The organism is Nonomuraea sp. NPDC049624, assembly GCF_040675255.1.
GTDB lineage: Bacteria > Actinomycetota > Actinomycetes > Streptosporangiales > Streptosporangiaceae > Nonomuraea.
The window spans coordinates 1-13,305 of sequence record NZ_JBFAOR010000029.1 but is presented as its reverse complement, the minus strand read 5'-3'; the positions used below and the strand labels follow the sequence as shown (position 1 = coordinate 13,305).

At 74.2% G+C, this 13,305-nt stretch carries 11 protein-coding genes; 7 read left to right on the top strand and 4 right to left on the bottom strand.

Going from position 1 to position 13,305, the window contains the following annotated elements; all coding sequences use genetic code 11:
• Nucleotides 1-400 precede the first annotated feature (400 nt).
• Nucleotides 401-670 carry a hypothetical protein gene (locus AB0J76_RS49285; RefSeq protein WP_352326983.1) on the bottom strand — a complete coding sequence of 90 codons (270 nt, stop codon included), beginning with the start codon at nt 668-670 and terminating at the stop codon, nt 401-403.
• 108 nt (nt 671-778) lie between these two features.
• Between AB0J76_RS49285 and AB0J76_RS49280 the strand changes: the two genes are divergently transcribed.
• The 6 genes from AB0J76_RS49280 to AB0J76_RS49255 all read left to right on the top strand — a co-directional run bounded on the left by AB0J76_RS49280 (nt 779) and on the right by AB0J76_RS49255 (nt 6,414).
• A complete protein-coding gene (locus tag AB0J76_RS49280; protein WP_352326984.1) occupies nt 779-2,011 on the top strand; it encodes a sensor domain-containing protein in 1,233 nt (410 codons plus the stop codon).
• Complete coding sequence (locus AB0J76_RS49275; protein WP_352326985.1) at nt 1,999-2,637, top strand: response regulator transcription factor; 639 nt, start codon at nt 1,999-2,001, stop codon at nt 2,635-2,637. Before AB0J76_RS49280 ends, AB0J76_RS49275 begins: the two co-directional genes overlap by 13 nt.
• Nucleotides 2,638-2,805: 168 nt before the next feature.
• Nucleotides 2,806-4,164 (top strand): erythromycin esterase family protein, encoded by a 1,359-nt coding sequence (locus AB0J76_RS49270; protein WP_352326986.1) that lies wholly within the window; start codon nt 2,806-2,808, stop codon nt 4,162-4,164.
• A 144-nt stretch (nt 4,165-4,308) separates the two neighbouring features.
• The gene (locus tag AB0J76_RS49265) at nt 4,309-4,839 is read left to right on the top strand and encodes a hypothetical protein (RefSeq protein ID WP_352326987.1); all 531 of its coding nucleotides are present in this window, start codon (nt 4,309-4,311) and stop codon (nt 4,837-4,839) included.
• A gap of 3 nt (nt 4,840-4,842) precedes the next feature.
• Nucleotides 4,843-5,307, top strand: a complete 465-nt coding sequence (locus AB0J76_RS49260; protein ID WP_352326988.1) for a hypothetical protein — start codon at nt 4,843-4,845, stop codon at nt 5,305-5,307.
• A 72-nt stretch (nt 5,308-5,379) separates the two neighbouring features.
• Nucleotides 5,380-6,414 (top strand): DUF5685 family protein, encoded by a 1,035-nt coding sequence (locus tag AB0J76_RS49255; RefSeq protein WP_352326989.1) that lies wholly within the window; start codon nt 5,380-5,382, stop codon nt 6,412-6,414.
• 17 nt (nt 6,415-6,431) lie between these two features.
• On the opposite strand, the gene AB0J76_RS49250 is transcribed toward AB0J76_RS49255, so the two are convergent.
• Nucleotides 6,432-7,166, bottom strand: a complete 735-nt coding sequence (locus tag AB0J76_RS49250; protein ID WP_352326990.1) for a GNAT family N-acetyltransferase — start codon at nt 7,164-7,166, stop codon at nt 6,432-6,434.
• A gap of 111 nt (nt 7,167-7,277) precedes the next feature.
• A complete protein-coding gene (locus AB0J76_RS49245; RefSeq protein WP_352326979.1) occupies nt 7,278-7,928 on the bottom strand; it encodes a nitroreductase family protein in 651 nt (216 codons plus the stop codon).
• Between the two features lie 132 nt (nt 7,929-8,060).
• Between AB0J76_RS49245 and AB0J76_RS49240 the strand changes: the two genes are divergently transcribed.
• Complete coding sequence (locus AB0J76_RS49240; RefSeq protein ID WP_352326980.1) at nt 8,061-8,891, top strand: SAM-dependent methyltransferase; 831 nt, start codon at nt 8,061-8,063, stop codon at nt 8,889-8,891.
• Nucleotides 8,892-8,894: 3 nt separating this feature from the next.
• On the opposite strand, the gene AB0J76_RS49235 is transcribed toward AB0J76_RS49240, so the two are convergent.
• Entirely contained in the window at nt 8,895-13,064 is a 4,170-nt protein-coding gene (locus AB0J76_RS49235) for a serine protease (protein WP_352326981.1), read from the bottom strand.
• Between the last annotated feature and the right edge of the window lie 241 nt (nt 13,065-13,305).

The window sequence follows — 13,305 nt, the reverse complement described above, 5'->3', positions numbered from 1 at the left end:
TCGATCATCAGGGGGGCATGCGCTCGCTTGACTCAGACAAGACATGAAGGCCGTAGCCGGGCACAAACGCCATCGGTCGCTACGTGGAGCGCAATTTACTGTGCCGGGTGGTTCCACGAAGACGTGCTGTGGTTCCACCGGCTGGATAGATACAACGTTACCCCAAGAAACGGACAAACGCAAACCAAACACCCTAAAACGGGCAATGATCTACCTGTGAACCGTAAACCACGGGCAAACAGCCTCAATCACTGTCAAAGCCCACGGGGTATGCGTATGTAAACCACTGGCAAGCTCCCGGCATTCCCCTCATGACCTGGGCGTTCTTCCGCGCGGCCGGGCCGCCGCGCCTACCAGGCGCAGACGGCCTCCTCGGTACGCCGGCGAGGGTCGACGCGGCTCAGGTCCTGCGCCTGCTCACGTGGTGCACGATGAGGACGGCGACGCACACGATGGCGACGGCGCCCGAGACCAGGCCGAGCGACCAGCCACGGCCGATGCTGTTGGCGATCAGGTTGACGACCGAGCTGGCCATCAGGACGAGCCAGAGCAGGGCGCGCAGCGCGAGCGCGCCTTTGCTCAGCGGGGGCCTGCCCGCCGCGTGCCGGGAGGTGGCCCGCGGGGTGGCGGCGTCGGAGTCAGGGCTGGAGATGCGATAGGGATCGGTCATGGCCAGAACCCTAGAAACGGGCCCGATCTGCGGAAATCCCGCACGCTGCCGGGCCGTGGTACAGCGGGCTGGAGCAAGTTGTGTCCCCTTTCACCTACTATGGCGCCAGTGTTGCGGGGAATCCTGGAAAGTCTGGAACGGCTGGCCGGCGGGCTGGGCACCGCCTTCATGGCCGTCATCGTCGCGCTGTGCTGGCTGGTGGTGGCCGCGTTGAGCCTGGTCGGGGTCGGGCTGGCGCTGGTGCCGGCGATGGTCGCGATGACCAGGGCCGCGGCCGAGTGGGAACGCAGGCGCCTGGCCGGCGCGGGTGTCGAGATCGTCAGCCCGTACCGGCTGTCCGCCGAGCAGTTGCCCCGAGGCTGGGCGGCCAGGATGCGGGCGGCCCGTGCCGACCCGGCGACCTGGCGCGACCTCGGCTGGCTGGCCCTCTACGCCGTGGTGGGCCCGGTCTGCGGCCTGCTCGGGCTGGTCATGCCGGTGGCGGCGCTGCGGGAAGTCACCTACCCGTTCTACTGGCAGACGCTGGCGCGCGAGGATCAGCTCACCAACTTCGCCGTCCCGGTCACCACCTGGCCGGGCGCGATCGCCACCTCGGTGATCGGCCTGGCCGTCGTGGTCGCCCTGGTCCGCCTCTTCCCCGCGCTGGCGCGCCTGCAGGCGCTGCCCGCCAGGAAACTGCTGGTCCCGCACGCCTCGATCGACCTGTCGCAACGCATCGCGCAGCTGACCGTGACCCGCGCGGGGGCGCTGCGCGCGCACGCCGTCGAACTGCGCCGCATCGAGCGGGCCCTGCACGACGGCGCGCAGAACCGGCTGAACGCGGTCGTGGTCACGGTGGCCGCGGCCGAACGTGCTCTGCAACGCGATCCCGCCCTGGCGGCGCACGCTCTGGAACGCGCCAGGAACGCGGCCGAGCAGGCGCTGGCGGAGCTGCGCGGCGTCGTGCGCGCGATCCTGCCGCCGATCCTGGAGGACAAGGGGCTGGCCGGCGCGCTGGACGCGCTGGCCGCCGGATGCTCGGTGCCCTGCCGGGTGCGGGTGGGTGAGCTCGCCGTGGTGCCGTTGTCGGTGGAGAGCGCCGCCTACTTCACCGTGGCCGAGGCGCTGACCAACGTGGGCAAGCACAGCGGCGCCCGGCACGCGGAGGTCGTCGTCGAACGTGCGGGCCCGGTGCTGCGCGTCCAGGTGCGTGACGACGGCAAGGGCGGCGCCCGCGATGACGCGGGCACCGGGCTGGCCGGCGTGCGCCGCCGCGTCGAGGCCCATGACGGAACGATGACGCTGACCAGCCCCGACGGGGGGCCGACTGTGATCGAGGTGGAACTGCCGTGCGAGTCGTGATCGCTGAGGATGACGCGCTGCTGCGCGAGGGCCTGGTGCTGTTGCTGAGCGGGGAGGGCATCGAGGTGGCCGCGGCCGCGAGCGACCCCGAGGGGTTTCTGGCCGCGGTCGAAGAGCACCGGCCCGATGTGGCGGTGGTGGATGTGCGCATGCCGCCCACCCACACGGACGAGGGCATCCGGGCGGCCGTGGCGGCCAAGCGCCTGCAGCCGGGCCTGGGCGTCCTGGTGCTGTCGGCGCACGTCGAGCAGGCGTTCGCGACCGACCTGCTGGCCGCCGGCACGCACGGGGTCGGCTATCTGCTCAAGGAGCGGGTCGGCAAGGTCGAGCAGTTCCTGGAGGCGCTGAACCGGGTCGCCGACGGCGGCACCGCCATCGACCCGGACGTGGTGGCCCAGCTGTTCACCCGCCGCCGCGACCCCCTGGCCGAGTTCACGCCGCGCGAACGCGAGGTGCTCGCGCTGATGGCCGAAGGGCTGGGCAACCTGGCCATCGCCGACAGGATGGTGATCACCGAGGGGGCGGTGCACAAGCACATCCGCAACATCTTCGCCAAGCTCGACCTGGCGCCCAGCGACCGTATGGACCGCAGGGTCGCCGCCGTGCTGCGCTACCTCGGCGCCTGAGGCGGCCTCCGCCCCCCGGCCTCCGGACGACGGCCTGGTGAACGGGACCGCGGGCGGCGTGCGGTAGCCAGCACCACCATCGACCGGCCAGCGGGCGGGATCGAAACCGCCTGAGCCGCTCCCTACGTTGGTGACTGCTTCATTCGACACCCAACGTAAGGACCTGTCTTGTCGAGCAACACTCTGCGTCGTACCGTGCCGGTCACCCTGGCGCTGGCGGCCTGTCTGACGAGCCTGAGCGCTCCGGCGTTCGCCACCTCCGCCCCCGCCGCCGCCGGCGTCTCCACGATGGCCGCCGACGCCGGCCAGGAGCGGGTGGTCGCGGACCTGGAGCGCAACGCCCAGGAACTGCGCAGCACCGTCCCGGGCGGTGAGTCCGGCGACCTGCGGGCGTTGTCGGCGATGACCAAGGGCGCCACCATCGTCGGGATCGGCGAGGCCACGCACGGCTCGAAGGAGCTGTTCACGCTGCGGCACCGGATGTTCCGGCACCTGGTGCAGACCCAGGGCTTCACCACGCTGGCGCTGGAGGCGACCTGGTCGGCCGGCGTCCGCCTGGACGCGTACGTGCGCACCGGCAAGGGCGACCTGCGCACGATCATGGCCGAGGAGTTCCAGCAGTCCTACGGCGCGTGGAGGACCCAGGAGTGGATGGACCTGTACGAGTGGATGCGCGACTACAACCGAACCGCCGCACGCAAGCTGCGCGTGATGGGGTTCGACATCGGCGACGTCCACCCCGACCAGTACCGGCGCATCATCGACTGGGCCAAGAAGCATCAGCCGTCGCTCGAGGCCGAACTGCGTCGCCGCTACGCGGGCCTGCTCGCCCTGCCCGGCGGTGTGGAGCAGCGGATGAACACCCTGGCCGAACTGCCGGCCGAGCGGCGCACCGCCCTGGCCGGTGACGCGCAGGCCGCCTACCGCCTGCTGGAAAAGGGCGGCAAGGCGAGCCCGACGGTCCTGCAGGAGGCCCGCGTCATCGTCCAGATGACCACCATGTACGCATCGGAGGGGTCGGCCCTGCACCGTCACCGTGACCGGTCCATGGCCGAGAACACCGTGTGGTGGCAGCGCCACACCGGCAGCAAGACCGTGGCGGCCGCGCACAACGGGCACGTCGGCTACGTCTCGGCCTGGCCCGACCTCTACCCGGTCACCCAGGGGGCCGTGCTGCGCTCGCTGGCCGGCACCTCCTACGTGGCCATCGGCACCACCATCCACAGCGGCCGCTTCCGCGCCATCGACCCCAAGACCGGCAAGGTCGCGGTCTTCGACACCGGCGCTCCCGTCCCGGCCAGCAGCGAGGCCGTCCTGGACCGGGTGCGCTACCGCGACTACTACGTGGACCTGCGCCGCGCCGGCCGTACTCCGTCCACCCGGGCGTGGCTGGACACCGCCCGTCCGACCTTCACCATCCCGGCCACGTACGTGCCCGAGCAGTTCAACCGGCCGCTGGCGCTGGGAGCGGCCTTCGACGCGATCGTGCACCTCAACCGCGTCAAGGAGGCCACCCCGCTGCCCTGACCGCGTCCTGCGGAGGCCGGGCCCGCGGGCCCGGCCGCCGGCGCCTCCACCGCTCCCAGCCAACTGCAAAGGGGATGCAAGCCCGTTCCCAGTGCCGTCCGAGATCATCGCGCCAGCGTCACCGCAACAGACACGAGGTGAGGAATGGCGACGACGATCAGCCCGTCCACGCTCAACGGACGGCACCACAAGGCGGCACTCACGGTCTTCATGCTCATCGTGGTGGCCCACTGGGCCGAGCACCTGGTCCAGGCCGTGCAGGTCTACGTCTGGGGGTGGCCGCTGAGCGAGGCCCGCGGGGTGCTGGGCCTGCCGTTCCCGTGGCTGGTGACCTCGGAGTGGATGCACTACGGGTACGCGCTGCTCATGCTCGTGGGCCTGGTCCTGCTGCGCAAGGGGTTCGCCGGCCGTTCGCGCACGTGGTGGAACATCTCCCTGGGCATCCAGGTCTGGCACCACATGGAGCACCTGCTGCTGCTCGTGCAGAAGATCACCGGGCTCTACCTGCTCGGACGGCCGGTCCCGACCAGCGTCCTGCAGATCTTCCTGCCCCGGATGGAGCTGCACCTGTTCTACAACGCGGTCGTCTTCGCGCCGATGGTGGTGGCGATGCTGCTCCACCGCCGGGCCGCCGAGCACGGCGGGGCCGCCTGCACCTGCGCGGTGGCGCACTAGCTCATGGCGGTCATCAGACGACGTCCGGGCGGGTTCACGGTGGTGCTGGCCGTCGTGGGGCTGTCGCTGCTGTTCGTGTCCGTGCCCGAGTTCGGCCCGGTCCTGCGGGCCGCCCGCGCCGACGGGGTGAGCGGCGCGTTCACCGCCCGGGAGCTGCGGTGCGTGCGGCATCCCGGGCACGAGTCCTGCGTCTGGGCCGGGGACTTCACCTCCGGCGACGGACGGATCCGGCGGCGCGACGTCGAGCTGTACGGCAGCGACCGCGGCACCCTGGCGGCGGGACAGGCCACCGCGGCCGTGGACACGGGCCGCCTGACCCGCGTCTACGGGCCGGAGGGCTCGGACGAGTGGCTGTTCACCGCGCTGCTCACGCTGGCCGGGGCGGCCGTGCTGACGGTGGCGGCCAGGCGGGCCCGCCGCCCCGCGCGTGAACCCGCGCCTGAACCCGCGCCTGAACCCCGCGTCTGAACTCCGCGGTGCCGCGTACGGGCGATCGCCCGTACGATTCCTCCAGCGTTTTCCGGATCTTGTGAGGTTCGTGTGTTCGGGATCATCCGTCCGTGCGGCGAGCACGGGTGCGCGGCGGTGCGCGCGGCGTGGCGGGCGCACCTGTGCGGGCTCTGCCTGACCCTGCGGGACGGGCAGGGGCACGCCGCCCGGCTGACCACCAACTACGACACGCTGATCCTCTCGGTGCTGACCGAGGCCCAGCTCCCGGCCGCCGTGCCGCACCGGACGGCCGGGCCGTGCGCGTTGCGCGGGTTCCGCTCCGCCGACGTGGTGGACGCCCGCGGTCACGGCGCCCGGCTGGCGGCGGGGGTGTCGCTCGTCCTGGCCGCGGGCAGGCTGCGCGACCAGGTGGCCGACGGGGACGCCGTCCCGGCCACGGCCCCGGCCCGCCGGCTGCTCGCGGCGCGCTGGGAGGCGGGCGGCGCCAGGCTGGCCTCCGGCGTCGGCTTCGACACCGCCGTGTTGTCGGCGACGGTCGACCGGCAGCTCGAACGCGAGCGCCGGGCCCTCACCGCGCCGATGGACGTGCTCGACCTCACGGCGCCCGCCGAGGAGGCGGTGGCGGCGGCCTTCGCCCACACCGCGGTGCTGGCCGGACGGCCGGGGAACGCGGCGGCGCTGGCCGAGGCCGGCCGGTTCTTCGGCCGCATCGCGCACCTCCTGGACGCCGTCGAGGACCAGGCGGCCGACGACGAGCGGGGCGCGTTCAACCCGCTGACCGCCACCGGCACCGGCCGCGAGCGGGCGCGGCGGCTGTGCGACGACGCCGCCCACGGGCTCGCCCTCGCCGTGGCCGACCTGGAGCTGGACGAGCGGCACCTGGTGGAGCGGCTGCTCGGCGCCGAGGTGCGCCGGGCGGTCGAGCGCGCGTTCGGCGCGGCCTCCTACCGGCGTCCCGGCTGGATCCGCAGGTCGGCGGCGGGGGTGGTGACGTTCCTGACCTGCGGGGTCTGGCGGCCGCGGTGGAGCAAGAAGGCGGGACGGCCCTGCTGTGAGCGCTGCTACCTGGACAACTGCAGCAGCTGCGACTGCCCCGACTGCGGCGGCTGCTGCGACTGCGGCTGAGCCCGCCGCCGGGACGGTCAGGGGGCCGAGATGTGCAGGACCTCGCCCGCCTTGTGGTAGCCGACGCGCGCGTAGACGCGGCCCGCGGCGTCGTCGGCCGGGGTGAGGAACGGCATGGTGATGCCGGCGTCGACGCCCGCCCTGGTCAGCAGGGCGGTGACGGCTCCGCCGATGCCGCGCCGCCGGTGCGTGTCGCGCACGGCGATGCCGGCGACCTCGGCCACGCCCTCCTGGGGGCCGCCTAGCTGGCCGGCGCCGACGACCTCGCCGGTGGCGGCGTCGACGGCCGCGGCCACCAGGCCGCCCCGGCCGAGCACGCCGCGCAGCCGCGCGACGTCGTGCTCGCCCGCCTCGGGCGCGTCGAAGGCCGCGTTCATCACCCGCGCGACCTGCCACAGGCCGGCGTCGTCGGTCACCAGCGTGAGCCGTACGGCGGCGTCGGCGGGCGGCTCGGCCGCCGACCCGGCCGGGCACACCAGCAGCGGGAAGCGCCCCTCGACGGTGAACCCGGCGGCCAGCAGGGCCTCCTCCACCTTGGGCGCGACCTGCGGCACGTACTCCAGCCGGGGTGTCCTGGCCCGCTGGCGGAAGGCGGCGGCCAGCGCGGCCACCTGCTCGCCGGTGGGCGCGAGGTCGTCGTCGGGGACGGCGTAGTTGAACGGCGGCGCGTCGTCGTGCTCGTCGAAGCGGATCAGGAACGGCCCGGACCGGTGTGCCCCGGTTCCGGCCGCCGCTCGAAGGTATGCGTGCACGCGGGCGCCCAGCAAGTGAAGTCCTCTCGGTCGACGTACGACGGTCACAAGGTAGGGCCGCGCCCGCCGCCCGACAAGCGGTTTTCCCGGCGCCCCCGAAGGGGCGCCGGTTCACCAGCGGTCGAGATGCAGCACCTCGTCGAGCGGCTGCCGCGCGGCGGGCCGGAAGGTCTCCCCCGTGTAGTACGCGGTGGGCAGCAGCACGCCCTGGCGCACCTCGGCCGGGATGCCGAGCAGCTCGGCGATCTCGCTCTCGTACTCCAGGTGCAGGGTGGTCCACGCGCTGCCGAGGCCGCGGGCGCGGGCGGCGAGCATGTAGCTCCACGCGGCGGGCAGCAGCGAGCCCCACAGCCCCGCCTGGTTGCCCTCGGGCAGGCGCCCGCCGGGCAGCTCGATCGCGCCGATCACCAGCACCGGGACGTCGCCCATGTGCTCGGCCAGGTAGGCGGCGCTGCCGCTGACGCGCTCCTGGACCGCCGCGCGCGCCGGGTCGTCGCGGAACATCGAGCGGGCCGAGCCGTCCGAGGTGTAGTAGCTGTTCCACGACCGCCGGTAGTAGTCGCCGATCACCTTGCGCCGTTCGGGGTCGGTGACCACGATCCAGTGCCATCCCTGCCGGTTGCCGCCGCTGGGCGCCTGGAGCGCGACCTCCAGGCTCTGGCGGACCAGCTCCGCCGGGACCGGGCGGGACAGGTCGAGGCGCCTGCGCACGCTGCGGGTGGTGGTGAGGAGGGTGTCCGGGGCCAGTGGTTCGATCGTCATGGGCTCATCATGTCAACGCGGGCCGCCGGAATCCCGTAGCCCGTACGGCTAGGCCCTGGCCTGATTTTTCCGCGCCCCGGGACGTATGATCACGCCAGCCGGACTCGCCCGACGCAACCGAAGGAGCCGACCGTGGCCGACGACGAGCAGGGCGCGCCCGCCCCCGACGTGGACACCACCAAGCCCAGCGTCGCCCGGGTCTACGACTACATGCTCGGCGGCAAGGACAACTTCGAGATCGACCGCGAGGTGGCCCAGATGGCGCTCCGGATCGCCCCGGACGCCCCGCAGGCAGCCCGGTCGAACCGGGACTTCCTGGCGCGCGTCGTCCGCGACCTGGTCGTCGAGGCGGGCATCCGCCAGTTCCTGGACATCGGGTCGGGGCTGCCCACGCAGGGCAACGTGCACGAGATCGCCCAGGCGGCCGCCCCGGGCTGCCGGGTGGTCTACGTCGACCACGACCCGATCGTGCTGGTCCACGGCCGCGCCCTGCTCGCCGTCGACGACGGCACCACCGTCATCGAGGCCGACATCCGGCGGCCCGACGACGTCCTCGACCACCCCGAGACCAGGCAGCTGCTCGACCTCGACGAGCCTGTGGGCCTGCTGCTGTTCGGGATCCTGCACCACCTGTCGGACGAGGAGGACCCGGCCGGCATCGCCGCGCGCCTGGTCGGACGGCTCGCGCCCGGCAGCCACGTCGCCGTCTCCCACTTCCACAACCCGATGGAGGAGCGCCCGGAGGTGTCGCGGCAGGCGTTCGAGGCCGAGCGGCTGTTCAACGACACCATGGGCACCGGGCGGTGGCGCACCCGCGAGGAGATCCTCGGCTTCTTCGACGGCCTGGAGCTGCTGGAGCCCGGCCTGGTGCCGCTGGCCGAGTGGCGGCCGGAGCCGGGCTACCGGCCGGCCCTGGGCATCACGTACCACACCTTCCTGGGCGGGGTCGGGCGCAAGCCGTGACGGTCAGCAGACCGCGTCCGGCAGGGCGATCGGCACCTGCTGCCGGTCGCCGGGCGTGAAGCGGCGGCCGAACACCTCGCACAGCCGCGCCCGCCAGACGCCGGGGTCGAGCCGGAGCAGGTCGGTGGAGTAGCCCGTGGCGCCGTCGCCGCCCTTGAGGCGCAGCAGCAGCGAGCCGTCGGGTGAGATGTCGAGGAAGTCCTGGGCCTGGCGGAAGGTGTAGCCCTCCGCGTAGGACACCCCGGCATCGCCGAGCCCGAAGACGCTGATCTCACGCTCGCGGAACAGGAACAGCCGGCCCGCGTTCTCCGGCATGATCGAGGTCATGCGCTCGCCGCCGCGGATGTTCTCGCCCGACGAGCGCAGCGGGCCGAGCACCTTCCTGAGCGGGTGGGTGAGCCACACCTCGGGCAGCATGCCGCTGCGGAACAGCAGCAGGTGGGTGCCCGTGCGGTCGAAGACGAACCCGCTGACGACGTCGGAGCCCACGGTCAGCCGCCGGTCCTTGACCTCCTCGCCGGTGCGCAGGTCGATCGTGCGCAGATGGTCGGCGCCCTGCACGGCGACCATCAGGTGATCGGCGCTCCACGGGCTGACCTGCACCTCCGTGACGACCGTGCCGGGGCCGGCGACGTCGAAGGCGCTCTTGCGGCGGCCGGTGGCCGGCTCCCAGCGCTCCAGGCGGCGGCCGGCGAAGGTGAACAGGTCGCCGTCCTTGAAGAAGTAGGTCAGGTGTGTGCCCTCGGGCGGCCGGGCGGTGGTGACCTCGGTGAGGGGGGACAGCGAGGGCAGCGCGCGGACGGCGACCTTGGCGGGGGCGACGGCGTCGGCGAGCAGGCGTCCTGACGCGTCCACGACGGGGTCGCCGTCGGCGTCGAGGCCCTTCGGGCTCTTGGCGCGGGAGACGTCGGCCAGGGTGCGCTGCGGCTCGCCGGTCTCCATGAGGCGCAGCCGGGCGCCGCCGTCGGCCTGGGCGACCATCCGGGTGCCGCCCTGGAGCAGCGCCGGGTTGCCGATGAGCTGCTCGCCGTCGCGCAGCGCGGTCAGCACCAGGGTGTCGGGCGACCTGGTGAGCAGTTCCTGCGCGCCGGGCGCGCCCACCAGCGCGACCGGGGCGGCGCTGGTCTGGGCGTCGATCCAGGCGCGCGACAGGGTGCGGCCGGCGGCCAGGTCGACCAGCTCCCAGCCGGAGGCGCCCTGCTCGGCCACCCGCTTTCCCCCGCGGTCGACGACGAACGCGCCGCACGGGCGTCCGGCCTGGAAGCCGCCCAGCCGCTTGCCGTCGCGCACCGCGAAGCCCGTGTACGTGGCGGTGCGGCCGTCGTCGCCGGTGCGGCAGGTCACGGCGGTGGCGCCGTCGCCGGAGACGGCCAGGCCGTCGGCGGGGCCGAGCTCGCGGATGGTCAGCTGCCGCCACACCGGGCTGCCCTTGCTGGTGTACACCTTGGCCACGCCCTTCTCCCGGACGACCAGGGTGGTGGCGTCGGGGCCGAACCGGACCAGGTCGGCGGGCAGGTCGTACACCCAGGTGCGGGCGGTGCCGGTGGCGCCCAGCGACTGGAGCACGAGCTTCTTCGGGCCCGCGGTGACGATCCAGCCGTCGTCGCCGTCCGCCCTGACGTCGGCGACGGGCTCGTCGGCGGTGAGCTCGCCGGCCGGGGCCGGCCGGTCCTGGCGGGCCAGGACGTGGCCCTGGTCGAGCAGCTCGCCGTCGCGCGGGTCGACGCGGTGCCAGACCATGCCGCCGTCGTCGAGGGCGTAGGCGATCAGGCCGCCATCGGCGGAGACGGCGGGCCGGCTGGTGCCGCCCCGGTCGGGCAGGTGGACGGGCCGGTAACGCCCGTCGGGGCCGCGGGTGAACAGCGTGGCGCGGCCGGCGGCGGAGGTGGTGGTGGCCAGCAGGACGCGGGCGTCGTCGCTGGCGTCGGCGGCGGTGATCGAGCCGAGCGCGCCCGTGGCCACGCCCGTGGTGTAGCGGTGTTCGACGTAGCGCTGCAGGAGCTGGGCCCTGGCCTCCTGGGTGGGGGCCGCGCGGTAGGCGCCGACGGCGAGCAGCGACGACAACTCGGGGTCGCGTTCGGCCAGGTCGGCCGAGGCGCCCGCCAGCGCGCGGGAGCGGGACTCCGCGGCCCGCTGCTCGCCGATCCGGCCCTGGTAGAGCGTCCAGGCGACCAGCGAGAGGACGGTCAGCAGCGCCACCCCCGCGCCGGTGATCGCGCCCCGGCGGCGCAGCGTGCGGCGTCGCTGACGGCGGCGGCCCTGGCGCAGGTACTCGTGCTCGTCCTCGGTCAGGTCGCCGGGCCGCTCGGCGAGCCAGCGGGCGGCGGCGGCCAGCTCGGGCGGGCCGGGGAGCCGGTCGGGGGCGCGCCCGGCCTGCCGCCAGCGGCCCATGTCCTGGTGGAGCAGGTCACGCCATTCGAGGAACTTCAGGTCGGCGGCCACGATCCCGGCCAGCCGGGGCCATTCGGTGATCAGCGCCTCGTGGGCCAGTTCCACGGTCTGGCGGCCGTCCTCGCCGGTGTCCATGACCAGCAGCCGCCCGGCGGCCAGCCGGCCGGCCGTCGCCCAGCGCTGCTCCCCCGCCTCCTCGCGGGTGACCCGGCGGCGCAGCGGCGCGTGCGCGCCGGCGGCGACCCGGACGAGCCGGGACAGCAGTTCCTGCCCGGCGGCGCGGTCCTGCTCGGGCACGCACGCCGCCCAGACCTGCTCGGCCTGCGCGCCCAGGGCCCCGCGCACGCCGCGGCACGCCTCGTAGGAGGTGTGGGTGATGCGGCCGCCCTGCTGCTCGTGCCAGAGGCGGTCCAGCAGGAAGCCGATCAGCGGCAGGGCGCCGGGCGCGCCGCCGGCGTCGGCCAGGATGCGGTCGACCAGGCCGGGGTCGTACGTCACGGCGGGGACGGCGTCGAGCGGCGCCTCGACGGCCTGCCGGAGCTGGTCGCGGGTCATGGGGGTGAGCCCGTAGGTCTCGCGGCCGAGCGCGCCGCCGAGCGCGGGATGGGACAGGGCGGCGGGCAGGAAGTCCGCGCGCAGCGTGAACAGCACCCGGACGGCCGGGCAGGCGCGGGCCGCGGCCAGCACCCCGGCCACCTCCTCCGCCTGCTCGGGGTCGCCGACCAGCAGTTCCTCGGCCTGGTCGACGACGAGCAGCAGGCCGGTCGCGCCGGTGTCGCGCAGGACCTGGGCGACGACGTCGGGCAGGCGCCCGTTCCGCAGCGGCTCGCGCAGCGCGTCGGCCCTGGCCAGCGCGTCGGCCCCGGCCAGGCCGGGGTGCGACAGGGCGGCCAGTTCGGCGGCGAGCGCGTCGGGCCAGGAGCGCACGGCGAGGGGGCGCAGGACGACGACCTGGCAGCCCTGGCGGCGCATGGCGGGCACGACCCCGGCCAGGGCCAGCGAGGACTTGCCGCAGCCGGACGGCCCGGTGAGCGTGACCTCGGGGTGGGCCTGGAGGAGGCGGGCGATCCGGGCGGTCTCGACGTCGCGGCCGAAGAAGACCGCGGCGTCGCCCTCGCGGAAGGCCGACAGCCCGCGGAACGGCGAGGCCGGCCGTACGGTCGCGGCCAGGCCGGGGACGGCGCGGGTGAGCGACCGGGTGGGGATCACGAACGCCTGGCGGGGCCCGCCGGGCTGGGCCGCGACCACCATGCCGACGACGTCGCCGAGCTCGACGTCCCAGACGGGGCTGCCGCTGAAGCCGCTCTCGATCGGCACGCCGCGGGGGTCGTCGGGGGCGCACTGGAGCCAGCCCTGCTGGGTGCCGCCGAGCAGCCGGCCGGTGTGCCAGCCGCCGCCGCGCAGGCCGTGCGGGAACCCGGCGACGACGACCCGGTGGCCCCACAGGCTGCGCGGCTCGGCCATGCGCAGCGGGCGCCCGCCCGGGGGCGCGGCGTCCAGGCGCAGGACGGCGATGTCGCCCGAGCCGTCGGCGGCGGTGTGGACCCAGTGCTCGACGTGGGCGCGCACGGGCGTGTGGTCGCCGGTGAAGGGCAGCTCGACGGTGACCCAGGCGTCCGGCGGGGGCGGGCCGTCGGCGTGGTCCAGGGCGCCGGAGACGACGTGCGCGCAGGTGAGGGCGCGGTCGGGCGCGATGAGGAAGCCCGCGCCCGCCACGGCCCCCTGCGGGCCGCGCACGCGCAGGACGGCAAGGTTCAGCGCCTCGTCAGGGCCCGTCTCCATCACTTGCGGTCACCACCCGTCACTCCATGTGGTCAGACGAACCAGTATGGCGGGTGGGCGGGGCGGCGTTTGCCGTTCCTTGACATGCGTGAAGGGCGTCCCCCGCGGGGAACGCCCTTCACTTCGCGCGCGTGTGTTACTTCTTCACCGACAGCGGGGCCGTGCCGGTGTCCTGCTGACGCCAGGCGCCCGTGTCGAACGCCACCGGAGCCGCCTTGCGGCCCACACCGTCACCCCACTT